Source organism: Saccharopolyspora terrae, assembly GCF_004348435.1.
GTDB classification, from domain to species: Bacteria; Actinomycetota; Actinomycetes; order Mycobacteriales; family Pseudonocardiaceae; genus Saccharopolyspora; species Saccharopolyspora endophytica.
The window spans coordinates 347,603-374,103 of record NZ_SMKS01000001.1; the positions used below are offsets into that span (position 1 = coordinate 347,603).

The window sequence follows — 26,501 nt, forward strand, 5'->3', positions numbered from 1 at the left end:
AGTCAACAACACCTCCACCACGACTGTTCCCAGGGGCAGGCGTTGTTGAGTCGCGCCTCACTGCTGATCCCGTGCGGCAACAGGTGCGGACCGCTGGGGCGATCGGGCGGACGAGGGACTCCGTTTGCGCGCTCAGCGTGCCGGTGTGATCACCTAAGGTCACTTGATCGTGGAACATTCGGCTGCGCAGGGGTGTTTTCGGTCGCGGTCGGCGGCGCGGCTGATCGGTGAGCTGGGGGCGGCGGTCGTCGTCGCGGCCGCCACGAGCCTGGCGGTGCAGCTGCCGATCGCGCGGTTCGGGCTCAGCGAGCCGACCGCCCTGCCGGAGGTCGCGGCCACCGCCTGCGCGGTCGTCCTCCTCGCGCTGCTGCTCGGCGGCGCGCTGCTCGGCGCGGCGAGCCGCACGCTGGTCCCCGCGGTGTGGGTGGTGCTGTCCGCGCTGGTCACCTCCGTGCTGGCGTGGCCGCTGGAACCGACCCGGCTCTACTACGGCGGCACCTCGATCGACCAGATGTTCCGGACGCAGTACCTGACGCGGCTGGCGGACTCGCCGGTGCTCGCGGACATGAACTACGCGGACTTGCCGCCGTACTACCCGGCGGGCTGGTTCTGGCTCGGCGGGCGTTTCGCCGAGCTGACCGGGATGCCTGCTTGGGCGGCGTTCAAACCGTTCGCGCTGATGACCGTCGCGGTCACCGCGGTCGTCGCCTTCGTGCTGTGGAGCGTGGTCCTGCGACGGCGGATCGCGGTGCTCGCCGCGGTCGCCACCGGCCTGTCGGGACTGCTGCACGGGTTCGACGAGCCGTACGCGTGGATGGCGGCGGCCTGGCTCCCGCCGGTCGCCGTCGTGGCCTGGCACCTGCTGCGCTGCCGCGCGCACCGGCACGTCGGGGCCGTGATCGGCGTCGGGGTGTTCCTCGGCTTCGCGGGGCTGACCTACGCGCTGCACCTGGCGTTCGCGACCGCCGTGGTGGTGACGATGGCGGTCGTGCTCGTGGCGCGGCGGATCCGTCCCACCCGGGAACTCGCGCCCCGCGTGCTCGGGATCGGCGCGGTCGCCGGACTGGTGGCGCTGATCAGCTGGGGACCGTTCCTGGTGGCGCGGCTGGGCGGGGCGCCGTCGGCGGGAGCGGCGAACAACTACCTGCCACCGGAGTCGGTGCCGCCGCTGCCGTTCCTGGAGCCCTCGCTGTTCGGGATGCTGTGCCTGGCCGGTTTCTGCTGGTCGGTGCTGGCCTTCCGGCACAGCGAGGTGGCCACGGCGCTGCTGGTGCTCACCGGCGTGGTCTACCTGTGGTTCGGGCTGTCGACGGTGGCCGTCGCGGCGCACACGACGCTGCTGGCGTTCCGCGTGGCGGTGGTCCTCGACGTGGCGCTGGCCGTCGCCGGCGTGCTGGGAATCCTGGAACTGCGGCAGCGGATCCGGCCGCTGGTACCGGAGCCCGTGCGGGTTCAGGCCGCCGCGCTGGCGTTCCTGCTGGGACTGGCCGGTTCGGTCGGCCTCGTGGAAACCGCCTTGACCTCCGAGATCGCCGAAGCCGCCCAGCCCGCCCACACCGACTACTACCCGACGGGCAGCAACGCGCAGCGCCAGGACGACCCCGCCGTCGACGGTGCCTGGCACGACGATTTGCTGCGGGCGGTGCGCGAGACGGCCGGCCGCGAACCCTCGGACACCGTGCTGCTCACGGCCCACTACCCGCTGCTGTCCTTCGCGCCCTTCTGGGGCTTCCAGCAGGAGACCCCGCACTACGCCAACCCGCTGTCCCGGTACGAGGACCGCTCCGCCGAGATCTCCCGGTGGGCCGGCGCCGGTGATCCGGGCAGGCTGCGGGAGCTGCTGCGACGCGGCGAGTTCGCGCCGCCGAACGCGTTCGTGCTGCGGCGCCAGCCGGACGGCCTGCACATCACGCTGTCCCACGACGCGTTCCCGCACCAGCCCAACGTGCAGGTCTACGACGTGCGGTTCGACCCCGCCCTGTTCGACTCGCCCGGGTTCGTCCGGCAGGACGTGGGCCCGTTCGCGGTGATCGGGGTGCGCTGAGCTCAGGGCGCGGGCAGCAGGGTCTTCGCCGTGGTGGTGATCGCGGCGAGCGCCGTTTCGGCCAGCGGGTGGCTGCTGCCGCCGAGCCGGGTGGCGGCGAGGATCCGGCGAGCCGGGGCGGGCTCGCCGCGCAGGGGGATGCGCACGACCGGCCAGTCGTGCAGGCGGGCCAGCCGGGGGACCAGGATGATGCCGAAGTGGTGCGCGACCAGGGCCGTTCCGGTGTCCCACTCGTCGGCGTAGTGCGCGACGTTCGGGCTGAACCCGGCTGACATGCAGGCGGCGCGCACCAGCTGGTGGTAGGTGCTGCCGGGGCGTCCGACGATCCACTGCTCGTCGGCGACGTCGGCCAGCGACACCCGGGAGCGCTCGGCCAGCCGGTGCCCGACCGGCACCACCAGGTCCAGCGGGTCGTCGAGGAGTTGTTGCTGCTCGAAGCGCTCGTCCGCGGACGGCGGCAGGTCCGCGGTGTTGATCACCAGCGCGAGGTCGGCGTCGCCGGAGAGCAGCAGGTCGAAGCAGCGCGCCGGTTCGGCCTCGATCACCCGGACCTGGACCTGCGGGTAGTGCTCGCGCAGCGCCGCCGCGGCCGGTGGCAGCAGGCGGGTGGCGGCGGTGGAGAACCCGCACAGCGCGAACGAGCCGCTGGGGTGCTCCGCCGTGGCCGCGAGTTCGGCGTAGGCGCGCTCGACCTGGGCGTGGAGCACCTCGGCGTGGCGCAGCACGGTCCGGGCGGCGGCGGTGAGCTTGACGCCGCGGCCGGACTGGATCACCAGCTCCGTTCCGAGCTCGTCGGCGAGCTGGCGGAGCTGGTACGACACCGCCGAGGGCGTGTAGTTCAGCGCGGCTGCGGCTGCCGTGACGGTGCCGTGGTGGGAGACCATCTGCAGCACCTTGAGCCGAGGATCGATCATACGACCATTTTGCACGGTCTTGACGAGAAACGTTTGATTTTCCTCAGCGTTCATCCTCGGCAAGCTGGCCCCGTGACGCTCACAGCTCCCGCCCCGTCCCGCTCGACCCGCACCGGCCTCTACGTCCTCGTCGTGCTCACCATCGGCGCCTACCTCCCGAGCCCGCTGCTGCCCGGGTACCAGCACGACTTCGGCTTCGGCGACCTGTCCATGACGCTGATCTACGCCACGTTCGCGCTGGTCAGCGCACCTGCTCTGCTGCTCCTGGGACCGGCGACCGACGTCGTGGGCCCGCGGTCGGTGCTGCGCGCGAGCCTCATCGCGGGAGCCGTCGCCTCGCTGTGCTTCGCGCTCGCCTCCGGGCCGCTGTGGCTGGTGGCCGGACGTGCCGCGCAGGGCATCGCGCTCGGCACGGCGACCGGCGCCGCGAGCGTGCTGATCAGCCAGAACGCCCGCGAGCGAGGTGCGCTGCTGGCCAGCACGGCGTTCGTGGCCGGCACCGCCGCCGGGCCGATCGTGGGCGGCGTGCTCGCCGAGCACGCCCCGGCGCCGTTCGTGCTGCCCTTCCTCCTGCACCTGGTGGCGCTGGGGTACGGCTGGTCCCGCGTCTCCGCCCTGCCCACCTCGGCGCCGAGCGGCCGGTGGCGGCCGACCCGGCCGCGGATCCCGGCGGGCATGCGGTCGGTGTTCGGCGTCTCCGCCGCGACCGGGTTCCTCGCCTGGACCGTGGTCGGCCTGTTCCTCTCGCTGATCCCCGCCCTGCTCGACCGCGCGGGCCACACCGACCTGGCGATGTCCGGCTCCGTGCTCGGCGCGGTCCTGATCTGCTCGGTGCTGACCCAGCCGCTCGTGAGCCGCTGGGGAGCCCACCGCGCGCAGCTGCACGGGCTGTGCGCGCTGTTCGTCAGCCTCGTGCTGCTGGCGCTGGCCGGTGGCGGCTCCGCGCTGATCACGCTGGTCGCGGCCGTCACGGCGGGCGCCGGGCACGGGCTGGCGTACGGAGGAGCCGCCGCTGCCGTCGAGCGGACGGCTCCTCCGGCACAGCGCGGCGCGATCACCGGAGCGCTCTACCTCGCCTTCTACCTGGGGGCGGGTTGCCCGGCGATCGCGGTCGGGCTCATCGCGCTCGGAGAACCGCTGGGCACGGCGACGTCCTGGGGCGCGGTCGCGGTGGCCGGACTCGTGCTGCTGACGCTGCTGGTCGCTAAATCGCTCGCGCCGGGGCGCTCCGCGCGGCACCATCGGCGGGATGCGAGCGGACGATCGACAACGCACTTCACGAGCGCTGCGCGCGGCGGTGGCCGCCGGCCGGGAGCTCGGCCTCGACGTGAGCGAGGCGCACGTGCTGCACGACCTGTTCTCCGTCGTCGTGCACCTCGCACCGGCGCCGGTGGTCGTCCGGGTGCCGGTGGTGCTGCCCCGCTCCAGCGGCACCGCGGTCCAGGCGACGCGGCAGCGCACCGAGCTCGACGTGGTGGCGTGGCTGGCTGAGCAGGGGCATCCGGTGATCCCGCCGAGTCCGCTGGTGCCCGCCGAACCCGTCCAGCGCGACGGGTTCTCGATGACGTTCTGGCAGTTCACCGAGATCCTCGACGCCGCCGAACCCGACTACGCGCGCAACGCCGGCCTGGTCGCCGACCTGCACCAGGCGCTGCGCGGCTACCCCGGCGAGCTGCCGTTCCTGTCGGCCGCCGAACCGCGGATGATCACCGATGCCCTTGTCGACCTCGAAGCGCGGCGAGATCTGCTGGACCCGGCCGATCTCGACCGCGCCCGGCGGGAGTGGGCGGTGCTGGAACCGCTGGTGAGCTCCCGCGAGGCGTTCGAGGCGGAGTTCGGAGCGGAGCTCCAGCCCATCCACGGAGACGCGCCGCCGTTCAACATCGTCAGCACCCCCGGCGGCGAGCTCGCCGCCGACTTCGAGCTGGTCACGCTCGGTCCGGTCGAGTGGGACCTGGCGGCCTTCGGCCCCGAGTGCGAGGCGGCCTACGACGCCCGCGCCCGGGCGCTGGGCCTGCGGCAGCTCGACCAGCGCGTGCTGCGGTTCGTCAACGCCGTCGGCGCGCTGCGGTCGGTCGCGTGCCTGGCCCTCGTGCCGCAGCTGCCGATGCTCGCCGACGCGGTGGGGCCCGCTGTCGAGCAGTGGCGGACCGAGCCGTTCGCCGGAGGTCTGAGCAGCTGATCCGGTGAGCCCTCGCGCTCGGGCACGGCGCGGCGATCGGAGCAGTGCGCGGCGAATACCCGCCAACGCCGTTCCCCGCGGTGCGCGCGCTGCGGAGACTCCTGATCCTCCGAGAAGATCAGGAGGCGTCGTGCGCCGTCGTGCCCTCGCCCTGCTCGCATCCGCCGCTTGCCTGGCGGCCTTCTCCGCACCGGCCAACGCCGCGCCTCCGGTGGACCCGCTGGAGTACCTGAAGTCGATCTCCGGCACCAACACGCTGTCCGGCCAGCACAACAAGGAACCGCTGTCGGACCCGACGATGTGGACGCAGAAGATCCACGACATCACCGGCGACTACCCGGGCCTGTGGGGCGGTGACCTCCTGTTCGCCGAATCCGACGTGCAGCAGCGGCAGAACCTCGTCGACGAGGCGATCAACCAGTGGAACAACGGCGCCCTGGTGACGCTGACCTGGCACGTCTGCCCTCCCACGCAGGGATCGTCGTGCGGCTGGGAGGACGGCGTGACGAGCGAGCTGTCCGACGAGCAGTGGTCGCAGCTGATCACCGACGGCACCGAGCTCAACCGCGCGTGGAAGGACCGGCTCGACGAGGCCGTGCCCTACCTGCGGCAGCTCCAGGACGCCGGGGTGAAGGTGCTGTGGCGCCCGCTGCACGAGATCAACGACGGCTGGTCCTGGTGGGGCGGACGCCCGGGGCCTGAGGGCAGCGCCGCGCTGTACCGGATCACCCACGAGCACCTCGACCAGCAGGGGCTGACGAACCTGGTGTGGAACTGGAACGTCAAGGACTCCAGCATCACCGGGCTGCGGGACTACTGGCCCACCGATGACCGGGTGGACCTCGCCAGCATCGACATCTGGGAGAAGTCGACGCCGTCGCAGGCCGACTACGACGCGATGCGGCAGGTCGCCGCCGGTCGCCCGATCGCGCTCGGCGAGGTCGGTGCGGTCCCCGCGCCCGAGGTCCTCGACGCCCAGCCGGACTGGTCGTACTTCATGCACTGGGCCGAGTACCTCGACCAGAACGGCCCCGCCGAAGTCCAGCGCACCTACTGGGACGACCTAGTCCTCGTCCTCGACGAGAGGCAGCGCTGATCGCGGCGGTCACCGCCAGAGCGCGGCTGAACGCGCTGGTCACGGCCGCGGAGGTGGGGATCTGCCCGGGCTCCGCCCGAAGCGGCGAGGCGGGGTGAAGGGCCCCGGAAATTGGAAAGCCCCGCGATGCTGCCAGGTCGGGGGTCCGACAGCACCGCGGGGTCATCATGAATATCGACACCCACCCTGGGTTCGTTACACGCGTTGCACGATGTGTCTCAGGTCACTGTTATTCACCCGCTCCGGCGGCGGAGAGTCGCCGAACCCGCACGGCTCGTGTCGATGTTGGCCGTTCATCGCCTCGTATTCGTCTTTCTAGTGCTGTCCCTATACGAGTCTAGAGATCGCGATGGCCACCAGGAGCCCTCAACAGCTCCTAGGTGCTGTTTAAGAATGCGGCGCAAGCCGCTGTTTCAGGTGTGGGACTCAGCCGGCACCGCCGCGGGTTCTGATCGGCTTCGTGGCGAGTACGCCGGGACGCCGTGTATTGGCATACATCAGGAGCGGCGCACGGAGTCCACGGAGCCGATCAGGTTCCGCTACCCGCACCGCCAAGCAAAGCAATTCATAAACACTCCCTAGTCCTGGGTCAGCAGGTAGCGGCCGAAGTGCGGGACCGTGAAGGCGATCTGGCCGCGCTCGCCGGAGTAGACGAGCCCCTTCTTGATCAGCGCGTCGCGGGCCGGGGACAACGACGACGGACGTCGTTCCAGGTACTCGGCGATCTTGGCCGTGGGCGCGGGCTCGTCCTTGCCCTCGACGAGCTCCGCCATGGCGCGCAGGTACTCGCGCTCCGCCGGGGTCGCCCGCTCGTAGCGGGAGCCGAAGAAGCCGACCGCCAGCTCCGACTCCGCCTCCGGGGCGGCCAGCCGGACGTCCTCCTCGGCGATCTCGGTGCGCACCGCCGCGTCCCAGGTCGCCTTGCCGTAGGCCTGGACGAAGTACGGGTACCCGCCCGAGACGCTGAACAGCGTGTCCAGCGCGGCCGGGGTGATCTCGGCTTCCTCGCGCTCGATCGGCGCGATCACGGCGCGGTCGGCGTCGGAGCGGTCCAGCCGGTCGATGCGGACGTAGCGGAACAGCCGCTCCGAGTAGGACTTGCTGGCCGACAGCACGGCGGGAACGTGCGGCAGGCCGGCCCCGACGACGACCAGCGGCGCGCCGGACTGGGACAGCTCGTGGCACGCCGCGCACAGCGCGGAGACGTCCTCGGCCTGCACGTCCTGCATCTCGTCGAGCAGCAGCGCGATGCCGGTTCCCACGTCGGCGGCGAGGTCGGCGACCTCGGTGAACAGCTCGACGAGGTCGATCTCGATGTCGCCGGAATCGGCCCGGCCCACCGCTGCGGGCACGTCGATGCCCGGCTGCCAGCGATCGCGCAGCTTCGCGTCGGACGGGTTGGCCTTCAGCGCGAACGCCTTCAGCACCGCCAGGACCTCCTCGACCCGGTCCGGGGCGCGGTGGCGGACGGCCAGGTCGCGGATCGCGCGGTGCAGGGCGGCCGACAGCGGCCGGCGCAGACCGGCCTCCGGACGCGCCTCGACCTTGCCCGCGCCCCAACCGCGGCGGACCGCCATCGAGCGCAGCTCGCCGAGCAGCACGGTCTTGCCGACGCCGCGGAGTCCGGTCAGCACCAGGCTCCGCTCCGGACGGCCGCGGGCGACGCGTTCCAGCACGACCTCGAAGGCGTCCAGCTCGCGAGCGCGTCCGGCCAGTTCAGGCGGTCGCTGTCCGGCGCCGGGGGCGAAGGGGTTGCGGACCGGGTCCATAACCGTCGGACTGTATCCGCGTTTCTAGCTCAGATTCGATACTTGGCGAGATTCCGGTATCGCGTGTTCGCCCCCGCCCGCACGGGGTTGACCGGATTTCAGTGGAAGTCCGTCGCCCGATTTCCACTGAAATCCGGGTCCGGACTTCCACTGAAATCCGGTCGCTCGGCAGCCGGATTGCGGGATATCGGGGTGTATAGGGGAATTTTTAGATTGGGGTATGCGGGGTGATGGACCTGTGGAGGAACTGGTGAGACGTGCGAAAGCCCCGGTGATCGGGGGCACCGGGGCTTTCGGGTGGGGAGGGTCAGCGTTCGACGATCGCCGTGAGGCCCTGGCCGCCTGCGGCGCAGATGGAGATCAGGCCCTTGCCCTTGCCCTTCTCCGCCAGCAGCTTGGCGAGGGTGGCGACGATGCGGCCACCGGTCGCGGCGAACGGGTGCCCCGCGGCCAGCGAGGAACCGTTGACGTTGAGCTTCGCGGTGTCGATCTCGCCCAGGACCTTGTCCCGGCCGAGGCGGTTCTTGCAGAAGTCCGGGTCCTCCCAGGCCTTCAGCGTCGACAGCACCTGCGAGGCGAACGCCTCGTGGATCTCGTAGAAGTCGAAGTCGCCGAGCTGCAGATCGTTGCGGTCGAGCAGCTTCGGGACCGCGTAGGCCGGGGCCATCAGCAGGCCCTCGTCGCCGCTGACGTGGTCGACGGCGGCCGGCGCGATGTCCGACAGGTAGGCCAGCACCGGGATGTTGTTGGCCTTGGCCCACTCCTCGCTGGCCAGCAGCACCGTGGAGGCGCCGTCGGTCAGCGGGGTCGAGTTGCCCGCCGTCATGGTGGCGCCCTCGCCCTTGCCGAACACGGGCTGGAGCTTCGCGAGCTTCTCCACCGAGCTGTCCGGGCGCAGGTTCTGGTCCTTGGCCACGCCCTGGAACGAGGTGATCAGGTCGTCGAAGAAGCCGCGGTCGTAGGCGGCGGCGAGCCGGTGGTGGCTGCGCGCGGCCAGCTCGTCCTGGGCTTCGCGGGTGATCTCCCAGGCCAGCGCGGTCTTCGCCGCGTGCTCACCCATGGACAGGCCGGTGCGCGGCTCGGAGTTCTGCGGGATCTCCGGCACCACGTGCTGCGGCCGGGCGCCGGCCAGCGCCTTGATCTTGGCGCCGGTGGTCTTGGCGTGGTTGGCCTTGAGCAGCACCCGGCGGAAGTCGTCGTTGACCGCGATGGGGGCGTCGCTGGCGGAGTCCACACCGCCGCCGATGCCGACCTCGATCTGGCCGAGCGCGATCTTGTTCGCGACCGAGACGACCGCCTCCAGCCCGGTCGCGCACGCCATCTGCACGTCGTGGGCGGGCGTGCGAGGGTCGAGGCCGGAGCCCAGCACGGTTTCGCGGGCGAGGTTGAAGTCGCGGCTGTGCTTGAGCACGGCACCGGCGACGAACTCGTCGACGGTCTTGTCCGCGAGGCCGAAGCGCGCGACCAGCCCGTCGAGCGCGGCGGTGAGCATGTCTTGGTTGGACGCGCGAGCGAAGGGACCGCCGGATCGCGCGAACGGGATCCGATTGCCGCCGAGGATCGCGACTCGCCGAACGGTGGTCATGCCTACTCCCTCGTTGCTGGTTCGTTCCTGGCCCATCTAATCTACTAGCGGGTAGGTTAGCCGTCGAGCGACCGCGCGACTTCGTGTCCGAACCCTCATGAACCGCCTCCTCGGGAGTGTCCAGAGATGTCCGATCGATACCAGCAGTTCACCCAGTCCGCGTTCGGGCGCCAGTTCGTCAAGAAGCTTGGCCTGCCCGACCCGACCCCGCTGCGCCGCTTCAAGCCCGGCGAGCCGCTGATCACCGGGCCGGTGCTGCTCGGCGGTTCGGGCCGGCTCGCCGACTCGCTGAACGCGACGCTGCAGGAAGTCGGTGCCGACGTCCGCAAGGAGCGCGCCGACGACGAGCGCTACGCCGCCCTGGTCTTCGACGCCACCGGAATCACCTCAAGCGAGGGCCTGCGCGCCCTGTACGACTTCTTCGCCCCCGCGATCCGGCAGATGGACCGCTGCGGACGGCTGATCGTCCTCGGCACCCAGCCGGAAACCCTGTCCGACCCGCGCGCGGCCACTGCTCAGCGCGCGCTGGAGGGCTTCACCCGCACCGCGGGCAAGGAGCTCAAGCGCGGCGCCACCTCCCAGCTGGTCTACGTCGCCGACGGCGCCGAGAAGGCCACCGACTCCACGCTGCGCTTCCTGCTGTCCGGCAAGTCCGCCTACGTGTCCGGCCAGGTCGTCCGCATCGGCAAGGCCGACGTGCCGGAGATCTCCCAGGACCGCCCGCTGCAGGACAAGATCGCGCTGGTCACCGGCGCGTCCCGGGGCATCGGCGCGGCCATCGCCGAGACCCTGGCGCGCGACGGCGCCCACGTGGTCTGCCTCGACGTGCCCGCGCAGGGCGGCGAGCTCAGCGAGGTCGCCAACCGCATCGGAGGCTCCGCGCTCCAGCTCGACATCACCGCTGAGGACGCCCCCGCCAAGCTCGCCGCGCACTTCAGCGAGCGGCACGACGGCCTGGACATCGTGGTGCACAACGCGGGCATCACCCGGGACAAGACGATCGGCCGGATGAGCGAGGCCCAGTGGGACTCGGTGCTCGCGGTGAACCTGACCTCGCAGGAGCGCATCAACGAGAAGCTGCTCGGCGAGGGCTCCCCGCTGCGCGCCGGTGGCCGGATCATCTGCGTGTCGTCGATGAGCGGCATCGCGGGCAACGTCGGCCAGGGCAACTACGCCGCGTCGAAGGCCGGCGTGATCGGGCACGTGCAGTCCACCGCGCCGCTGGCGGCCAAGAAGGGCGCCACCATCAACGCGGTCGCGCCGGGGTTCATCGAGACCAAGATGACGGCCGCGATCCCGCTGTTCGTGCGGGAGGCCGGTCGCCGGATGAACAGCATGTCGCAGGGCGGCCAGCCGGTCGACGTCGCCGAGACCATCGCCTGGTACGCCAACCCCGCGTCGGGTGGCGTCAACGGGAACGTGGTCCGGGTCTGCGGCCAGAGCCTGCTCGGCGCCTGAGGCCTGGAGAGGACATGCCGGAACTTTCCACCGCTCCGAACCTGGGGCCGCTGTACCTCAAGGCCGCCGCGACGGGCCCGACCCGCCGGGGCGGCGAGCTGCCCGACACCGAGTACGTGCGGCGCGGGATCACCATCGATCCCGCGCACCTCGCCGAGTACAACCGGGTCTGCGGATTCCGGCTGCGCGACGAGCTGCCGATCACCTACCCGCACATCCTGTCGTTCCCGGCGTCGGTGCAGCTGATGACCGACAAGGGCTTCCCGTTCCCGCTGGTCGGCCTGGTCCACGTGGCCAACCGGATCCAGCAGGACCGGCCGCTGCTGGTGACCGACGAGCTGACGCAGAAGGTCCGCGTCGCCGACCTGCGACCGCACCCGAAGGGCAAGCAGTTCGACGTGGTCACCGAGACCAGCGTCGACGACGAGGTCGTGTGGTGGGAGACCAGCACCTACCTGCGGGTGGGCAAGCGGGACGAGAACGCCCCGCAGCAGCGGCGCCGGGAGATCGAGCCGGGCGCGGCCTCGGGCACGTGGCGGGTGCCCGCCGACATCGGCCGCGAGTACGCGGCGGTGTCCGGCGACCGCAACCCGATCCACCTGCACCCGCTGACCGCGAAGGTCTTCGGCTTCCCGAAGGCGATCGCGCACGGCATGTGGTCCAAGGCCCGCTGCCTGGCGACGCTGGAGGGCCGGATCCCCGAGGCGTTCACGGTGGACGTCGACTTCGCCAAGCCCCTGCTGCTCCCGTCGAAGGCCGACTTCACGATGCGCCCCACGGGCTCCGGCTGGGACTTCGCCCTGCACTCCCGCTCCGGGAAGCCGCACCTCACGGGCTCGATCACGAGCTGAGCCGACGACCGCGCCCCCGCGACGAACAGCGCCGTCGCGGGGGCGCGGTGGTCAGGAACCGGTGGGGTGCTCGGTCTGCGAGGCCGGGAACCAGGAGCGGCCTTCGACGAGCTCGCCGAAGCCGAGCCAGAGCATGTTCATCAGGCGCATGGCCATGCCCTCGGCGGTGTACTCGGGGTGCTGGAACCACCACTCGACGAGCGCTTCGCCCGCACCGACCAGGGCCGCGGCGAACGGTTCGGTCTGCTCGGACTGCATCGGCTGCGGCTGGTCGGTGGTGGCCTCGGCGAGCAGCGCCGCGATCAGCTCGGTGGCGCGCTCCCGCCACTCGGAGAGCTCCTGGACGTAGGGCTCGCCGGGCACGTCTCCCTGGCGGTGCAGCAGCTGCCAGCCCGCCTTGTTGACGTGCACGTACTCGAAGAACATGTGCAGGCGGCGCCAGAGCTGGTCGGCCGGGGTCAGGCCGGTCCCGATGTCGGCGCCGATGGCTTCGACCAGCTTCGCGGCCTCGCGGCGGACGCACGCGACGAACAGCTCGTCCTTGGCGCCGAGGTAGGCGTAGAGCATCGGTTTCGAGATGCTCGCGGTCTCGGCGATCTCGTCCATCGACGCGTTGTGGAAACCGTGCTTGGCGAACACCTCCACGGCGGCATCGAGGATCTGCCGCTCGCGAACAGCCCTCGGCAAACGCCGGGAACGCGGGCGCTCGCTGTCCCGATGATCTTCCATCTCACCTCATACCCTGGTAATTCGCCTCAGGTTAGTGGAGCGACTCAATTCTGGTGCCTTGCCCGCCAACCTACTCGTGCGTAGTCTTACTCTCCGGTAGGCAATGGAGGTGGGCAGCGATGCCGCAATCCCCGTCGGACCCCATCGCGACCCTCGCCCACGTCGACCCGCGTGAGATCGACAAGGCCGAGCTGGTCGAGCTGCTGCGCGCCGCCTCCGAATCCGCCGCCGAGGACGGGCTCGACCTCAGCGAACTGACCCCCGACCAGTTCGCGCGGTTGATCTCGCGCGCCTCGGACGACCAGCTCAACGCCGTGCTCGCCAGGCCCGAGCTGCGCGAGGGCATCATCGACGAGATCTTCCGGCGCATGAGCGAGCACTACCAGCCCGAACACGCCAAGCGCGGGCACGCGGTGGTCAACTGGCGGATCGGCAAGGGCGACGACCTGCTGCACTACGAGTGCGCGCTGACCGACGGCCGCTGCCAGGTCACCAAGGGCTCCCAGCACGACTCCGCGACCGTCACCATCACCATGATCCCGCTGGACTTCCTACAGCTGACCTCCGGCAACACCACCGCCCCGAAGCTCGTCATGGCGCGGCGGGTCAGGCTCGCCGGCGACATCGGGTTCGCCGTCAACCTGCCCAAGCTCTTCCAGATACCGAAGACGTGACCCTCCCCCTCGGACACCGGGTCGGCGGAAAAGCCCCCCACGGCGACCCGGCACCAAGCGGACGGACCGCGCTCCCCACCCCCAAGTGGAGCCGGTCCGTTCGCGTTTGCCTCTTAGCAGATCAACTTGATCTCCAGGTTAACCGCAGGTCAGTGGCGTATGACACGGTGCGGAATTGCACAACGGGTACCGCTGTTGATGACGTAGAGGGCAGTATGCGGCCTGGCGGATGTGTGAGATCGATTCATCCGGCCGGATCGTGATCGCTGTTGCACCATGTGCGTGGGCAGGTGCAAGGCACTGATCCGATTGGGTGAACCGCGTGCCGCCGCGTCAGGATGAGCGGCGGCACGCGTCCCACCGGTGAGTGAAGGGCCGCGAGGTCCAACGCTCATCGAACGAGCTCTGCGGGGAGAGCTCGGCTCGGCCAACGCTTCGATGACGAACGGGAGGGCGAAGCGGTGAAGAAGTTGACGACCCCTGAGGTGGAGACTCCGATCTTCAAGCAGCTCAACAACGAGCTCGGCGAACTGCCGGAGATCGACATCCACGACTTCGACAAGCACGCGTTCGACTTTCTCCGCGAGTACGACGAGCAGAAGTCCCAGGAGCCCGAGCAGGAGACCTCGGCGGAGGCGGGAGAACCCGTCGCCGTGTCGGCAGGCTCCGCTTCCGGTTCCGGATCTTCGAGCTCCGGCAACTCCGGATCCCGCCGCGGCGGACGCCGTCGCAAGGGGAACTGACCAGACTTGGCTGAACGGCCCGCACCGCATCCGGGGGGATGCGGTGCGGGCCGTTCGTCGTCTGCCCCGGCTCTGTCGGTGTCGCCTGCCACCCTGGTCGGCATGACCGGATGGCAGGAGCTCGCTGAGCAGGCACCTGAGCTGGCCTCGGCCGCTCGGGCACGGCTGGAGTCGATGCGGCACCACGTGCTGGCGACGCTGCGCGAGGACGGTTCGCCGCGCGTGAGCGGCACGGAGGCCGGCTGGTACGGGGGAGACCTGACGTTCGGGTCGATGCCCGGCGCCCGCAAGGCCCGCGACCTGCAGCGCGACGGGCGCTTCGCGCTCCACACCAACCCCGGCGACGGGACGCTGTCCGAACCGGACGTCAAGATCTCCGGCGTGGCCGTCGAGGTCACCGGCGACGAGCAAGCGGCTTGGGTGGCCGAGGTCCAGCCGCCGCAGACCGACGCCCACCTCTTCCGCTGCGCGATCACCGAGGTCGTCACCACGAAGGTCTCCGACGACCAGACCCACCTGGTGATCACCTCGTGGACGCCCGACCGGGGCGTTCGGGTCTTCAAGCGCACGTGAGGGGCGCCCCCGGGCTGGCCCGGGAACGCCCCTGCGCAGCACCTCAGTAGGTGAACGCCATGCTCGGGTTCGCCAGCAGCGCGCCCACGTCGGCGAGGTACTGGGAGCCCTGCTGACCGTCGACCACGCGGTGGTCGAAGCTCAGCGCCAGCTGGCACACCTTGCGCGGCACCACCTGGCCGTCGACCACCCACGGCATGTCGCGGATCGCGCCGAACGCGAGGATCGCGGACTCACCGGGGTTGATGATCGGCGTGCCGGTGTCGACGCCGAAGACGCCGACGTTGGTGATGGTGATCGTGCCGCCGATCATGTCCCCCGGGGTCGTCTTGCCCTCCCGAGCGGTGTTGGTCAGCTGCTCCAGGGCTTCGGCGAGCTCGCGCAGCGACATCCGGTCGGCGTCGCGGACCTTGGGCACCACCAGCCCGCGAGGCGTGGCCGCCGCGACCCCGAGGTGCACGTAGTCCTTGTAGACGATCTCGCCCGCCGCCTCGTCCCAGGTCGCGTTGACGTCCGGTGTCCGGCGAGCCGCCAGGCACATGGCCTTGGCCGCGAACGCCAGCGGCGTGATCTTCACACCGCGGAACGCCGGGTCAGACTTGAGCTGCTCGCGCAGCTCCATCATCGGCGTGACGTCGACGGTCAGGAACTCGGTGACGTGCGGAGCGGTGAACGCGCTGTCCACCATCGCCTGCGCAGTCGCCTTCCGGACGCCCTTGATCGGCACCCGCCGCTCGCGGTCACCGGAAGCGGTGGCGGCCGGCTTGGCCGGAGCAGCGGTCGGAGCCGCCGCGGACTGGACGTCGTCGCGGGTGATCACGCCACCCGAGCCGGACCCGGCCAGCGAGCGCAGGTCGACGCCGAGGTCCTTGGCGAGCTTGCGGACCGGCGGCTTGGCCAGCGGCACGAACCCACCGACCTCTTCGACCTGCGGTTTCGCTGGTTCGGGCGGTGCGACAGCGGTGGCGGTCGCGGTGCCGTTGGTCGGCGTGCCGTTGATGGCCGCGTTCCGGTCCTTGCGCGGACGCCGCTTGGCCGCCGAGGTCCGCGGACCGTAGCCGACCAGCGTGGCGATCCGGCCGTTGGACTCCTCGCCGATCTTGCCCGAGCTCTCGTCCGGCTCGGGTTCCGGTTCGGGGTCCGCACCGGCCATCTCGATGCTGATGATCGGCGTGCCGACCTCGACGGTCTGACCCGGCTCCACCAGCAGGTCGCGGATCGTGCCCGCCCACGGGCAGGGCAGCTCCACCGAGGCCTTGGCCGTCTCGATCTCCACGATCACCTGGTTGACGGTGACGTTCTCGCCCGGCTGCACCTTCCAGCCGACGATCTCCGCCTCGGTCAGCCCTTCGCCGACGTCGGGCAGCGGGAACTTCTTGAGCGCCATCGATGAACTCCCCTCAGTACGCCAGCGAACGGTCGACGACGTCCAGCACCCGGTCGAGGTCGGGCAGGAAGCCCTCCTCCAACTTCGACGGCGGGTAGGGCGTGTCGAACCCGGTCGCCCGCAGCACCGGGGCCTCCAGCGAGTAGAAGCACTCCTGCTGCACCCGGCTGGCGATCTCCGAGGTCACCGACGCCTCCGACGGCGCCTCGCTGACCAGCACCAACCGGCCGGTGCGACGCACCGACTCGAACACCGGCCCCAGGTCCAGCGGGGACAGCGCGCGCAGGTCCACGACCTCCAGGTCCAGCCCGTCCTCGGCCGCGGCGGTCGCCGCGTCCAGGCAGGTGCGCACCATCGGGCCGTAGGCCGCGACGGTCACCGCCGAGCCGGGCCGCACGACGCGGGAGCTCAGCAGCGGCAGCGGATCGATGGAGGTGTCGAGCTCGGCCTTCTCGTAGTAGCGCCGCTTGGGCTCGAAGAACAGCACCGGGTCGTCGCACTCGATGGCCTGCTGCAACATCCAGTAGGCGTCCACCGGGTTCGAGCAGGACACGACCTTGAGGCCGGCGATGTGCGCGAACAGCGACTCCGGCGACTCCGAGTGGTGCTCGACGGCACCGATGCCGCCGCCGAAGGGAACCCGGATGACGATCGGAACCTTGACCTTGCCCTGGCTGCGGTAGTGCAGCTTGGCGAGCTGGCTGATGATCTGGTCGAAGCCGGGGAAGATGAAGCCGTCGAACTGGATCTCGCACACCGGCCGGTAGCCGCGGATGGCCAGGCCGATCGCGGTGCCGATGATCCCGGACTCGGCCAGCGGGGTGTCGAGCACCCGGTGCTCGCCGAAGTCCTTCTGCAGGCCGTCGGTGATGCGGAAGACGCCGCCGAGCTTGCCGACGTCCTCACCCATGATCAGCACCTTCGGGTCGCGCTCCAGCGAAGCGCGCAGCCCCATGTTCAGCGCCTTGGCGATGGTGACGGTCTGGGTCCCCGACGGGGTGGTCGGGCGTTCGAGAGCGGGCGCGGCCATCAGTGAACACCTCCCGCCACCGCGTTTCCGCTGGCAGCCTCGTCGGCGAATCCGGACAGGTAGCGCAGGTAGTCCTCGCGCTGCGCGGCGATCTGCGGGGTCTCCTCGGCGTAGACCTGCGAGAACGTCCGTTCCGGTGGCGGCTCGGGCATGTTGAAGCAGAACTCGCGGAACCGCGCGGCCAGCTGGTCCGCCTCGGCGTCGATGGAGTCGAAGAAGTCCTGGTCAGCGGCGTGCTCGCGGATCAGGTGCACCCGGAGTCGCTCGATCGGGTCCTTGAGCTTCCAGGCTTCCTGCTCGTCGGACATCCGGTAGCGGGTCGGGTCGTCGGAGGTGGTGTGGGCGTCCATCCGGTAGGTGAACGCCTCGATGAGCACCGGACCGTTGCCGTTGCGGCACTCGTCCAGCGCCCACTTGGAGACGGCGAGGCTGGCCAGCACGTCGTTGCCGTCCACCCGGATGCCGGGGAAGCCGTAGCCGCTGGCGCGCTGGTAGAGCGGTACTCGGGTCTGGCGCTCCAGGGGCTCGGAGATCGCCCACTGGTTGTTCTGGCAGAAGAAGACGACCGGTGAGTCGTAGACGGCCGACCACACCATGGCCTCGTGCACGTCGCCCTGGCTGGTGGCGCCGTCGCCGAAGAACACCATCGTGGCTTCGCCGTCGGGATCGCCGACCTTGCCGTCGAAGCGCTGACCCATGGCGTAACCGGTGGCGTTGAGGCACTGGTTGCCGATGACGATCGTGTACAGGTGGAACCCGGTGCTCGTGGGGTCCCAGCTGCCGTGGTCGGTGCCGCGGAAGATGCCCAGCAGCTCGGTGGGGTCGATGCCGCGGGTCCAGGCAACACCGTGCTCCCGATAGCTCGGGAACGCCATGTCCTGCGGTTTCATCGCCCGGCCAGCCCCGATCTGGGCGGCCTCCTGGCCCAGCAGCGGCACCCAGATGCCCAGCTGGCCCTGGCGCTGCAAGGCGTTGCCTTCCCGGTCGGCGCGTCGGACCAGCACCATGTCGCGGTACAGGTCGCGCAGCTGCTCGGGGGAGATGTCGATGTCGAAGTCCGGGTGCGAAACCCGCTGGCCTTCTGGTGTGAGGAGCTGAACGAGGTCAGCCCCTCCTTCACTCGTCGCGCGCAAACCGGCGATCACCTGCTCCCGTGTGGGCTTGGCTGCGGTTGCGGCAGGGAGGTCGGTGCGCTTCGCGGGTGGATTGCCTGAAGAGGACGTCCATTGCTCGGGGGACATGTGTGATCTCCTCGTGTCGCGCCGACGGCCACCGCTTGTGGCGGTGGAGACCGGCTTGCTCCGACGACCTGCCGTTGACCTGGTGGGTCACCCGGCCGGCCGAGCGGAGCGGTGGATCGCTCCTCGTCATCCTGGCACGAAAACCGCGTTGTCCGTGAGCCCTGCCACAGGGAGTGGATCGGTACAGCGGCGAGCGATCAACTCCCGTGAGATCACGGTAGTTCTTCTGTGGACGGAACGAATTCGCAGGTCATCGAATTAATGGAGGACCGACTAACGAGTTACGGACCATTGCGGTACCGATATTGGGGAGGCCGCGTCTCAGCTTGCGCAAATACGACAACCCCCACCCCGGTGACACCGCCCCCGAACGGACCAGTGCACGAGTTGAACTGACAAACGTCACGAGCTCCCGCCGAGGACCGCCTCCGCGGCCTGATCGCTGCCAGACTCCTGGCATGACCGCGCTGAGCCTGCCCGAGGAGTTCGTGCTGCTGCTGCACAAGCCCAACGGCTCCTACTACTCGACCTCCGACTACACCGGCGCCGCCGAGCTGGGCGAGCTGGTGCTGACCGACCGCGTCCGGTTGGAGAAGAAGAAGCTGACCGTGCTCGACGCCGAGCCCATCGGCACCGGCTGGATCGACGACGCCCTCGCGCTGGTGGCCCGCAAGGCCGGGCCCAAGAACAAGCCGGTGCCGGCGACGACCTACATCCAGAGCCGGACCTCGGCCCGCAAGCAGCACGCCGAAGCGCTCGCCGAACGCGGTCTGATGCGCCACGAGCGCAAGTCGATGCTGCTCATCAAGTACGACGGCTTCACCCCCGACCCGGGCTCGCGGGACGCGCTCATTTCCCGCATCCGAGGCGCCGCGCGCAACGAGATCGAGCTCGACGACCGCCTCGCGCTGCTGGCCGCGCTGGTGCACGCCACCGGGCTGCACGTGGTCTTGGGCCTGGACCGGGCCGAGCGCAAGCGGCTCAAGGAGATCAGCAAGGGCGAGCAGCTCGGCGGCGCCGTCCGCGACGTGATCGCCGAGACGACGGCCGTCCTCGCCGTGACCACCACCGTCGCGGCCGGAGCAGCGACGAACTGACGGCATTCCGCCACTCGGCCCAGGAGGTCCGGACAACCGCCCACATCGGGAATAGGATCGCGCTCGTGGATCGAGCAGCTGTTTCCAAGACCGTTGACCAGGCGTGGGACGAAGCGATTCTGCCGAGTCTGTCCGAGCTGGTGAGGATTCCCGCGGTGTCGCCGTCGTTCGACGCCGACTGGGAGAACACCGGACACCTCGACGCCGCCATCGAGCACGTGCGGGCGTGGATCGACGGCCGCGGCATCGACGGCGCCGAGATCGACGTCGTCCGGCTGCCCGGACGGACCCCGCTGCTGCTGGTGGACGTCCCCGGATCGGCCGACGCGCCGGACGAGTCCGTGCTGCTCTACGGCCACCTCGACAAGCAGCCCCCGCTCGGCGGCTGGTCGGAGGGCCTGGGCCCGTGGACCCCGGTGGTGCGCGACGGCAAGCTCTTCGGCCGGGGTGCCGCCGACGACGGCTACGCCGGGTACGCGGCGGTCACCGCGATCGAGGCGGTCCGCGCGAACGGCGGCTCGCACGCGCGCTGCGTCGTGCTGCTGGAGACCGGCGAGGAGTCCGGCAGCCCCGACCTGCCCGCCTACCTGGAACACCTGCGGGACCGGCTCGGCGCCGTGTCGCTGGTGGTGTGCCTGGACTCCGGTGCGGCCGACTACCAGCGGATGTGGCTGACGAACTCGCTGCGCGGCATGGTCCAGCTGGAGGTCGAGGTGCAGGTGCTCGACTCCGGGCTGCACTCCGGCATCGCCAGCGGCATCGTGCCCAGCTCGTTCCGGATCATGCGGCAGCTGCTCGACCGCATCGAGGACTCCGCCACCGGCGAGATCCTGCTGCCCGAGCTCAACGTGTCCATCCCGGAGAACCGGATCGCCGAAACCCGCGCGGCCATCGAGGCCGTGCCCGGCATGGTCACCGACTCCGTGCCGTGGCCGGAGGGCATGCGGCCGGTCACCGACGACGAGGTGGAGCTGGCGCTGAACAACGCCTGGCGGCCGACCCTGTCGGTGATCGGCGCGGACGGGCTGCCCAAGCCCGCCGACGCGGGCAACGTCCTGCGCCCGTCGACGACGCTGCAGCTGAGCTTCCGGCTGCCGCCGACCGCCGACCCCGAGGCCGCGCTGGCCGCGGTGCAGCGGCGGCTGTCGGAGGAGGTGCCCTACGGCGCCCGCGTCAGCTTCGGGCACTCCGAAGCGGGCCTGGGGTGGAACGCGCCCGACCCGGCGCCGTGGCTGTCCGGCGCGCTGGACACCGCTGGTGAGGAGATCTTCGGCGCGAGCTGGCGGACCATGGGCCTGGGCGGCTCGATCCCGTTCATGGGATTGCTGCACGAGGCCTACCCGGAGGCGCAGTTCGTGGTCACCGGCGCCCTCGGCCCGGACAGCAACGCCCACGTCCCCGACGAGAGCCTCGACCTCGCCTTCGCCGCCAAGATCACCAGCGCCATCGCCTACGTCCTCGACGCCCACGCGACCCGGTGAGGTCGTCGGCGTCCTGGGCGCCAGCGGGCCGTGCTCGTCCCTGGATACACCCTGGTCGCAGCGGTGGTCCTGCTGACGGTGGCGCTGCTGGCGAAGTGGGTTCCCCTCGCGCTCCCACTGCTGTTCGCCCTCGGCGCCGACACCGCACCCCCTGCGGTGCTCGTGCAGGCCGCCCTCACGGCGGTGCTGCTGCTGGTCCTGACCACGGCGTTGACCGCGTGGTGTCAGGACTTCGGGATGAGCACCCAGAGCACGATGTAGGCCACGAACTGCGGGCCCGGGAGCAGGCAGGAGAGCAGGAAGAGGATCCGGACGGTCGTCGGCTTCATGTCGAAGCGCCGCGCCAGGCCGGCGCAGACCCCGGCGATCATCGCCTGGTCCTTCGGACGGGACAGGGACATCTTCTGGTAGGTCGTCATGCACTCAGAATGCGTTGCGCGCGCCCGTGAAACCTCAGGGACGAGCCCTGACCGACCCCGGACCCGACCCCGTGGCCGCCCCCGGCACCGCGAACGCCGTCGCGGCCCTCGGGAGCCCCGGGGGCCGCGACGATCAGCGCTGGTCCGTTCAGCAGGCGGGGGTGTAGGTGCGGGTCGCCAGGACCTTCTCGCCCGAGGTGACCTCGAGCTTGGTGGTGGTGTTGTTGGGCAGCGAGGTGCTGGAGATGACCAGGCCCTTGGCCCCGACCGAACCGGAGCCCTTGGTCTTGCCGTTGGCCTTGACCTCGTAGGGCGTCATCGGTGCGTCCGGCGCGGCGGTGATGCGGTACTCGACGACAGGGGTGTGGGCCGCGTCGGGGAACGCGGGCGCGAGCATCGGCATCGCGGCGACCACGGCCGACATGTCCTGGCACTTGACCTCACCGAGCTGGACCTGGACCGGGGCCGGTGGCGCGGCCGACGCGGCCGTGGCCGCAGCGGGGATGGCCACCGCGACTGCGGCGAGAACGACGGTCAGCATGCGACCTGACATCTGAGAAGCACCTCCACGAGACGAGCGGATCAGCGCTTCGAAGCTAGAGCTCCCCGGGCCGCAGCGAGACTTCGCTGCCCCCAACGGGCGACACCGGGTAACACGAACCGGTCCCGGGAGCCGTCGAGCAGACCGCCGCACGGGTCGTCGATGCCGCCGGGGTGCTCGCCCCGGACGGTCAGCGCGGTGCGCACCTTGTCGCGGGCCGGGTCGAGGATCTCGCGGACGATCAGCACGCACAGCAGCACGACCATCGCGTCCCGGATCAGCACCGCGCCCAGGAACCAGCCCTCCGGCAGTCCCTTGTTGGCCGTGCCCAGGTAGTAGTACATGCGCGGCGCCCACACGGCGGCGTCGACGACCATCCAGGTCAGCAGCAGCCGCCAGCGCGGAATCGCCAGCACCGCGAGCGGAACCAGCCACAGCGAGTACTGCGGGCTCCACACCTTGTTGGTCAGCAGGAACGCCGCCAGCACCAGGAAGCACAGCTGGGCCACGCGCGGCCGGGTCGGCGCGGCCAGCGCGAGCCAACCGATCGCCAGGCAGGCCAGCAGGAACAGCCCGAGGCTGACCGCGTTGAGCACCACCGGCGTCGCGCCCGCGGGCAGCTGCCCGTCGAAACCGCCCCACCCGGTGAAGTGCATCAGCACGTTGTACAGCGAGTCCGGGTCGGCGGGCCGTTGGCTGTTCAGCCGGAAGAACTCGCCCCAACCGTCCGGGTAGGCCAGCAGGATCGGGACGTTCACCGCCAGCCACGCCAGCGCGGCGGCCAGCACCGCGCGCGCCGCGTCGGGCAGCTTCCCGGCTCGCCAGGCCAGGATCAGCAGCGGTCCGAGGAAGAACAGCGGGTAGAGCTTGGTGGCGCCGCCGATGCCGATCAGCACCCCCGCCAGCACGGGTCGTCGCCTCGCCCAGGCCAGCAGACCGGCGGTTCCCAATGCTGCGGCCAGGGCGTCGAAGTTGGTGAAGGCGTGCGCGAAGACCAGCGGTGACACGGCGGCCAGCGCGACGTCCCAGACGCGGCGGCGGGCCAGCAGGACCAGCGCCCAGATGGTCACCAGCCAGGCCGCCGCCAGCCACAGCGCGGTGATGTTGAAGTACAGGACGCTGGTGAGTCCACCCGGGAGCCAGCCGAAACCGGCCAGCGTCGCCCAACCGTCGGCGGTGCGGGCGTTGATCCACTGGAAAAGGCCCGTCAGCACCGGGTATTCCATGTAGCGGACCTGCTCGTTCGGCGTGCCCTCGTTCTCCACCCAGCCGGTCTTGTACGGAAAGGCGTTGTCCGGCGCGAGATCTCCCACGCCGTAGCGCGGGATGATGTCGGTGTAGCACATGGCGACGTACTGCTTGCTGTTCCGCCAGTCCAGCTGCGGACCGCTGCTGGTGTCGTAGGTGACCTGGCAGGGCGCTTTGAACAGCCACGCCGCGGCCAGCGTCAGCACCGCGAGCAGCAGGATCACCCGCAGCGGCGTCCAGAACCACTGCCGCCCGACCTGCGCGTGCCTCCCGAGCGGGCCGCCGACGAGCCGGCTGACCTTGCGCGGGAAGGACTCGGTCCAGGTCGGCGGGACCCGATCCGCCGGTGAGAGGGACGAACTGTCCACCGCTGCCGCGAGCACGTTCCCCGAGGACGCCGCTGTTTCCCGATCGGCGGATTCGTTGGTGGACACGCCCGGATGCTACTTGGCCCCGAAAAGCAGGAAGGGCACCCGCCGGGTCGACGGGTGCCCTTCCTCTGCTCAGCTCCGGCTATTCGCCGAACCGCCGCGTAGGTGCGACGTCACCGGGTTCACCGGGGCTGCTCGTCTCGGACTCGCACGGCGGCTCGAAGAAGCCACCGCAGTCCTGACCGTCACCGGGCTGCTCCCGGCTGGTGGTCGGGTCCTGGTCCTGCGAGTCGCTCGGCATCGTGGGCGGCGGCGCCGACGTCGACGGCGGCTCCGACGAGGTCGGGGGCGGCGGCAGCGGGATGTCCTGGAACTGACCGATGGTGTCGGTCTTCTTGAACTGCTCCACCTTGAGGCCCTTGTGGTAGCTGTTCATGAACTGCTGCCACACCATCGCCGGGTACTTGCCGCCGTAGAAGCTGGTGCCCGAGTTGTCCTCCAGCGGGACGTTGCGGCCGTTCTCGCTGGCCAGCATCGACACCGAGGTGGACAGCTGCGGAGTCGCACCGATCATCCACGCGGTGGCGTTGTCCTTGGTGTCCAGGTACTGGTGCGTACCGGTCTTGGACATCACCGGCCGGTTGCCCTCAAGACCCCGCTTGGCGTGGTCGGCGACGTCGAACATCGACGCGATCGTGTTGTAGGCCAGCTTCGCGGCCTCCGACTCCGACTCGTCGTAGAGCGTCTTGACCGGCTCGTTGTGGATCTTGATCGACGGTCCCTCGCGCGGCGTGATCTCCCTGACCAGGTGCGGGGTGTGCGACTTGCCCTGGTTCGCCAGCGTCGCGTACGCGTTGGCCATGTCGATCGGCTTCACCGGGTACATGCCCAGCGCGATACCGGACTGGGTCTGACCGTCGGCGTTCTGCAGGGTCTTCGTCGAGCCCTTGCCCGACTTGTACTCCGTCGGGACGCCGGCCGCGTGCGCGGCGTCGGCGATGGCCGGCGGCCCGAGCCGGGACGCCATGTTGACGAACACGGTGTTCACCGACTTCGTCATGGCCTCGCGGACACCGCAGTGGGTCGGCACGTCGCAGGCGACGTTCGGGGCGTTGGCGAACTCGGTTCCCGCGATGGTCTGCGGGCTGCTGCCGTCGTAGAACTCGCCGATGCCCAGGCCCTTGTGCAGACCCGCCAGCACCGCGAACGGCTTGAACGACGAACCGGGCTCGGTGGGCGCGACCGCCCAGTCGTAGCCACCGACGTCACCGCCGCCGCCGTAGTACGCCTTGACCTCACCGGTCTTGGGCTCGACCGCCACGAGCGAGGTCTTGATGTTGTCCGGCAGCGTGTTCTCGGCCTGGGTGGTGGCGGCCTCGACCGCCGCCTTCTGGGCCTTCGGGTCGATCGTCGTCTTGATCTTGAAACCCTCGCGGGCCAGCGTGTCCTCGTCGTAGCCGGCCTCTTCGAGCTCCCGGAGCACCTGGTCCTTGATCTTGAACTGGTCCGGGGTCAGCCGCCGGTCGATCCGCCAGTCGTTCTGACCGCGGGTCTCCGGCAGCTGCAGGCCCTCGCGCTCGCCGGCGGGCAGGTAGCCGTTCTTGACCATCTGGTCGAGCACGTAGTTGAACCGCGTGGTGGCCTGCTCCAGGTCCTCGCGCGGGTCGTTGCCCTTCGGGCGCTGCACCATGCCCGCCAGCACCGAGGCCTCGGCCGGGGTGATCTCGCTGGGCTTCTTGCCGAAGTAGGCGTTGGCCGCCGCGGTGATGCCGTTGGCGCCTCGGCCGTAGTAGGCGGTGTTGAGGTACGACAGGAGGATGTCGTCCTTGCTGCGCTCGTTGGTGATCTTGAACGCCAGCACGATCTCCTTGACCTTGCGGACGTAGTCGGGATCCGACTTGTTCAGCTCGAGGTCGAGCTTGATGAACTGCTGGGTGATCGTCGAACCACCACCGACGCCGGAGCCGGTGAACATGAAGAACACCGACCGGGCGATGCCCTGGAAGTCGAAGCCGGGGTTGGTGTAGAAGCTCGCGTCCTCGGCCGAGATCGTCGCGTCCCGCAGCGGCTTGGACACCTGGTTGAGGTCGCGGACGACCTCGCGGGAACCGTCCGAGCTCACCGTCGCCAGCGGCGAGTCGTCCGCGTAGGTGATGGTGATCGGCTGCTTCATGTTCAGCAGCTTCTGCTCGTCCGGCGCTTCCCAGAACAGGTAGCCGTAGATGAACACCAGCGTCGGGATGATCACCGCTGCGGCCGCGCCCACGTAGCAGGCCCTGCGGATGCGCCGCCACAGGACGGCGCGCTTGGCTTGGGCGGCACTCATGTCGTCGTCTGGATCCTCGTCGTCGTCCCTGCCGGGGAAACCGGCGCTGCCGACGTCAGCGGCACCGCCGCTCTGCTGGTCGCCGAACCGATCGTCGTCGCCGTAGGGGTCGTCGTCGAAGTCGTCGGCGTAGTAGTTGTACGTCGCCTGGTCGGAGTGCGTCAGCAGGTTCGGCTCACGGGTGACACCGGCACCCGCCGAAGCGGCACCCGCGGCAGCACCCGCACCGGCGGCACCGGCAGCAGCACCGGCCGCTCCGGCGGCGGCACCGCCGGCTCCGGCCGCTCCGGCAGCACCCCGGTCGGCGCTCGGGGTCTGCGGGAGGTTCTGCGTCGGCGCCTCACCTGGCGGCGGAGCGGGCCGACCGGCGGGGGGCTGCTGCCCCGCCGGCGGCTGGCCAGGACGGCCCGGGGGAGGAGGCGGCGGCGACGGCGAGTAGCTCGTCGCGTCGTCCTCCCCGTTTAACCTGCTGGTCAGCGGCGACGGGCTCGAACCCGGCGCGGAGTCGTCGTCGAAGGACGGCGTCCACGCACCGGTCGTCTCCGCCGGGGCCTCGGCCCCGGGCCACTGCGGCTGCTGACCGCCGGGGCGTCCCGGCGGGGGCGGCGGCTGCTGCCCACCGACTCCGGGGCGACCACGGGGCTGCTCTCCCGGCCACGCCTGCCCACCGGGCGGGGGCGGCGGGGGTCCGCCCGCCGGCCGCTGCGGTGGTCCTGCTTGACCACCGGGCTGGCCGGGGTTC

22 protein-coding genes and 1 pseudogene are annotated in these 26,501 nt (G+C 70.5%); 12 read left to right on the top strand and 11 right to left on the bottom strand.

What is annotated here, in order from left to right; genetic code table 11:
* The first annotated feature begins 169 nt into the window (after positions 1 to 169).
* Positions 170 to 2,044, top strand: a complete 1,875-nt coding sequence (locus tag E1181_RS01765; protein ID WP_165944482.1) for an arabinofuranosyltransferase — start codon at positions 170 to 172, stop codon at positions 2,042 to 2,044.
* 2 nt (positions 2,045 to 2,046) lie between these two features.
* Here E1181_RS01765 and E1181_RS01770 read toward each other — a convergent pair whose 3' ends face one another.
* Positions 2,047 to 2,958: a LysR family transcriptional regulator gene (locus E1181_RS01770; RefSeq protein ID WP_132672054.1), complete on the bottom strand. Its 912-nt coding sequence runs from the start codon at positions 2,956 to 2,958 to the stop codon at positions 2,047 to 2,049.
* 132 nt (positions 2,959 to 3,090) lie between these two features.
* Between E1181_RS01770 and E1181_RS01775 the strand changes: the two are divergent.
* From E1181_RS01775 to E1181_RS01785, 3 genes and pseudogenes are all read left to right on the top strand, one after another.
* Positions 3,091 to 4,038: pseudogene (locus E1181_RS01775) on the top strand (MFS transporter); the annotation flags it as partial.
* A 247-nt stretch (positions 4,039 to 4,285) separates the two neighbouring features.
* Positions 4,286 to 5,140, top strand: coding sequence for an aminoglycoside phosphotransferase family protein (locus E1181_RS31685; protein WP_132672056.1), 855 nt, complete (start codon positions 4,286 to 4,288; stop codon positions 5,138 to 5,140).
* Positions 5,141 to 5,270: 130 nt separating this feature from the next.
* Entirely contained in the window at positions 5,271 to 6,236 is a 966-nt protein-coding gene (locus tag E1181_RS01785; RefSeq protein ID WP_207921958.1) for a glycoside hydrolase family 26 protein, read from the top strand.
* A gap of 578 nt (positions 6,237 to 6,814) precedes the next feature.
* Here E1181_RS01785 and E1181_RS01790 read toward each other — a convergent pair.
* Positions 6,815 to 8,005 (bottom strand): ATP-binding protein, encoded by a 1,191-nt coding sequence (locus tag E1181_RS01790; protein ID WP_132672057.1) that lies wholly within the window; start codon positions 8,003 to 8,005, stop codon positions 6,815 to 6,817.
* Between the two features lie 307 nt (positions 8,006 to 8,312).
* Positions 8,313 to 9,590 (bottom strand): acetyl-CoA C-acetyltransferase, encoded by a 1,278-nt coding sequence (locus E1181_RS01795; RefSeq protein WP_132672058.1) that lies wholly within the window; start codon positions 9,588 to 9,590, stop codon positions 8,313 to 8,315.
* A gap of 126 nt (positions 9,591 to 9,716) precedes the next feature.
* Here E1181_RS01795 and E1181_RS01800 point away from each other — a divergent pair, with 126 nt between their 5' ends.
* Together E1181_RS01800 and E1181_RS01805 are read left to right on the top strand one after the other, a co-directional pair.
* A complete protein-coding gene (locus E1181_RS01800; protein WP_132672059.1) occupies positions 9,717 to 11,048 on the top strand; it encodes a 3-oxoacyl-ACP reductase in 1,332 nt (443 codons plus the stop codon).
* Between the two features lie 14 nt (positions 11,049 to 11,062).
* On the top strand, positions 11,063 to 11,899 hold the full coding sequence (locus tag E1181_RS01805) for a MaoC/PaaZ C-terminal domain-containing protein (RefSeq protein ID WP_132672060.1): 837 nt from the start codon (positions 11,063 to 11,065) through the stop codon (positions 11,897 to 11,899).
* A gap of 51 nt (positions 11,900 to 11,950) precedes the next feature.
* Here the strand turns inward: E1181_RS01805 and E1181_RS01810 are convergent, their stop codons facing one another.
* Positions 11,951 to 12,628, bottom strand: coding sequence for a TetR/AcrR family transcriptional regulator (locus E1181_RS01810; RefSeq protein ID WP_132672061.1), 678 nt, complete (start codon positions 12,626 to 12,628; stop codon positions 11,951 to 11,953).
* 119 nt (positions 12,629 to 12,747) lie between these two features.
* Here E1181_RS01810 and E1181_RS01815 point away from each other — a divergent pair, with 119 nt between their 5' ends.
* From E1181_RS01815 to E1181_RS01825, 3 genes are all read left to right on the top strand, one after another.
* Complete coding sequence (locus E1181_RS01815; RefSeq protein ID WP_132672062.1) at positions 12,748 to 13,302, top strand: SCP2 sterol-binding domain-containing protein; 555 nt, start codon at positions 12,748 to 12,750, stop codon at positions 13,300 to 13,302.
* A gap of 461 nt (positions 13,303 to 13,763) precedes the next feature.
* Entirely contained in the window at positions 13,764 to 14,045 is a 282-nt protein-coding gene (locus tag E1181_RS01820; protein WP_207918846.1) for a hypothetical protein, read from the top strand.
* Positions 14,046 to 14,147: 102 nt separating this feature from the next.
* On the top strand, positions 14,148 to 14,618 hold the full coding sequence (locus E1181_RS01825) for a pyridoxamine 5'-phosphate oxidase family protein (protein WP_132672063.1): 471 nt from the start codon (positions 14,148 to 14,150) through the stop codon (positions 14,616 to 14,618).
* A 43-nt stretch (positions 14,619 to 14,661) separates the two neighbouring features.
* On the opposite strand, the gene E1181_RS01830 is transcribed toward E1181_RS01825, so the two are convergent.
* From E1181_RS01830 to pdhA, 3 genes are read right to left on the bottom strand one after another with little or no spacing between them, the layout of a single operon-like run.
* A complete protein-coding gene (locus E1181_RS01830; protein ID WP_132672064.1) occupies positions 14,662 to 16,005 on the bottom strand; it encodes a dihydrolipoamide acetyltransferase family protein in 1,344 nt (447 codons plus the stop codon).
* Between the two features lie 13 nt (positions 16,006 to 16,018).
* Entirely contained in the window at positions 16,019 to 17,035 is a 1,017-nt protein-coding gene (locus E1181_RS01835) for an alpha-ketoacid dehydrogenase subunit beta (protein ID WP_132672065.1), read from the bottom strand.
* Positions 17,035 to 18,276 (bottom strand): pyruvate dehydrogenase (acetyl-transferring) E1 component subunit alpha, encoded by a 1,242-nt coding sequence (gene pdhA, locus E1181_RS01840; protein WP_207921959.1) that lies wholly within the window; start codon positions 18,274 to 18,276, stop codon positions 17,035 to 17,037. Before pdhA ends, E1181_RS01835 begins: the two co-directional genes overlap by 1 nt.
* A 458-nt stretch (positions 18,277 to 18,734) precedes the next feature.
* Between pdhA and E1181_RS01845 the strand changes: the two genes are divergently transcribed.
* The 3 genes from E1181_RS01845 to E1181_RS01855 are packed head-to-tail and all read left to right on the top strand — an operon-like array spanning position 18,735 to position 21,115.
* Positions 18,735 to 19,373, top strand: a complete 639-nt coding sequence (locus tag E1181_RS01845) for a GOLPH3/VPS74 family protein (RefSeq protein WP_132672067.1) — start codon at positions 18,735 to 18,737, stop codon at positions 19,371 to 19,373.
* 56 nt (positions 19,374 to 19,429) lie between these two features.
* The gene (locus tag E1181_RS01850) at positions 19,430 to 20,854 is read left to right on the top strand and encodes a M20/M25/M40 family metallo-hydrolase (RefSeq protein ID WP_132672068.1); all 1,425 of its coding nucleotides are present in this window, start codon (positions 19,430 to 19,432) and stop codon (positions 20,852 to 20,854) included.
* A 30-nt stretch (positions 20,855 to 20,884) separates the two neighbouring features.
* The gene (locus E1181_RS01855) at positions 20,885 to 21,115 is read left to right on the top strand and encodes a hypothetical protein (RefSeq protein WP_132672069.1); all 231 of its coding nucleotides are present in this window, start codon (positions 20,885 to 20,887) and stop codon (positions 21,113 to 21,115) included.
* On the opposite strand, the gene E1181_RS01860 is transcribed toward E1181_RS01855, so the two are convergent.
* The 4 genes from E1181_RS01860 to E1181_RS01875 form a co-directional block, all read right to left on the bottom strand.
* Entirely contained in the window at positions 21,079 to 21,273 is a 195-nt protein-coding gene (locus E1181_RS01860; RefSeq protein WP_165943932.1) for a PspC domain-containing protein, read from the bottom strand. The two genes, E1181_RS01855 and E1181_RS01860, sit on opposite strands and share 37 nt — an antisense overlap.
* A 148-nt stretch (positions 21,274 to 21,421) precedes the next feature.
* A complete protein-coding gene (locus tag E1181_RS01865; RefSeq protein ID WP_132672070.1) occupies positions 21,422 to 21,826 on the bottom strand; it encodes a hypothetical protein in 405 nt (134 codons plus the stop codon).
* A gap of 29 nt (positions 21,827 to 21,855) precedes the next feature.
* Complete coding sequence (locus E1181_RS01870; protein ID WP_408008981.1) at positions 21,856 to 23,496, bottom strand: glycosyltransferase family 87 protein; 1,641 nt, start codon at positions 23,494 to 23,496, stop codon at positions 21,856 to 21,858.
* Between the two features lie 79 nt (positions 23,497 to 23,575).
* A partial coding sequence (locus E1181_RS01875; RefSeq protein WP_207921961.1) for a transglycosylase domain-containing protein occupies positions 23,576 to 26,501 on the bottom strand: 2,926 nt, incomplete at its 5' end.

Bases quoted from the DNA above. Each gene is read 5' to 3' on its own strand.
- E1181_RS01865 (WP_132672070.1), bottom strand. From the start codon at position 21,826: ATGTCAGGTCGCATGCTGACCGTCGTTCTCGCCGCAGTCGCGGTGGCC.
- E1181_RS01860 (WP_165943932.1), bottom strand. From the start codon at position 21,273: ATGACGACCTACCAGAAGATGTCCCTGTCCCGTCCGAAGGACCAGGCG.
- E1181_RS01800 (WP_132672059.1), top strand. From the start codon at position 9,717: ATGTCCGATCGATACCAGCAGTTCACCCAGTCCGCGTTCGGGCGCCAG.
- E1181_RS01810 (WP_132672061.1), bottom strand. From the start codon at position 12,628: ATGGAAGATCATCGGGACAGCGAGCGCCCGCGTTCCCGGCGTTTGCCG.
- E1181_RS01825 (WP_132672063.1), top strand. From the start codon at position 14,148: ATGACCGGATGGCAGGAGCTCGCTGAGCAGGCACCTGAGCTGGCCTCG.
- E1181_RS01795 (WP_132672058.1), bottom strand. From the start codon at position 9,590: ATGACCACCGTTCGGCGAGTCGCGATCCTCGGCGGCAATCGGATCCCG.
- pdhA (WP_207921959.1), bottom strand. From the start codon at position 18,276: ATGTCCCCCGAGCAATGGACGTCCTCTTCAGGCAATCCACCCGCGAAG.
- E1181_RS01835 (WP_132672065.1), bottom strand. From the start codon at position 17,035: ATGGCCGCGCCCGCTCTCGAACGCCCGACCACCCCGTCGGGGACCCAG.
- E1181_RS01805 (WP_132672060.1), top strand. From the start codon at position 11,063: ATGCCGGAACTTTCCACCGCTCCGAACCTGGGGCCGCTGTACCTCAAG.
- E1181_RS01815 (WP_132672062.1), top strand. From the start codon at position 12,748: ATGCCGCAATCCCCGTCGGACCCCATCGCGACCCTCGCCCACGTCGAC.
- E1181_RS01770 (WP_132672054.1), bottom strand. From the start codon at position 2,958: ATGATCGATCCTCGGCTCAAGGTGCTGCAGATGGTCTCCCACCACGGC.
- E1181_RS01830 (WP_132672064.1), bottom strand. From the start codon at position 16,005: ATGGCGCTCAAGAAGTTCCCGCTGCCCGACGTCGGCGAAGGGCTGACC.
- E1181_RS01845 (WP_132672067.1), top strand. From the start codon at position 18,735: ATGACCGCGCTGAGCCTGCCCGAGGAGTTCGTGCTGCTGCTGCACAAG.
- E1181_RS01790 (WP_132672057.1), bottom strand. From the start codon at position 8,005: ATGGACCCGGTCCGCAACCCCTTCGCCCCCGGCGCCGGACAGCGACCG.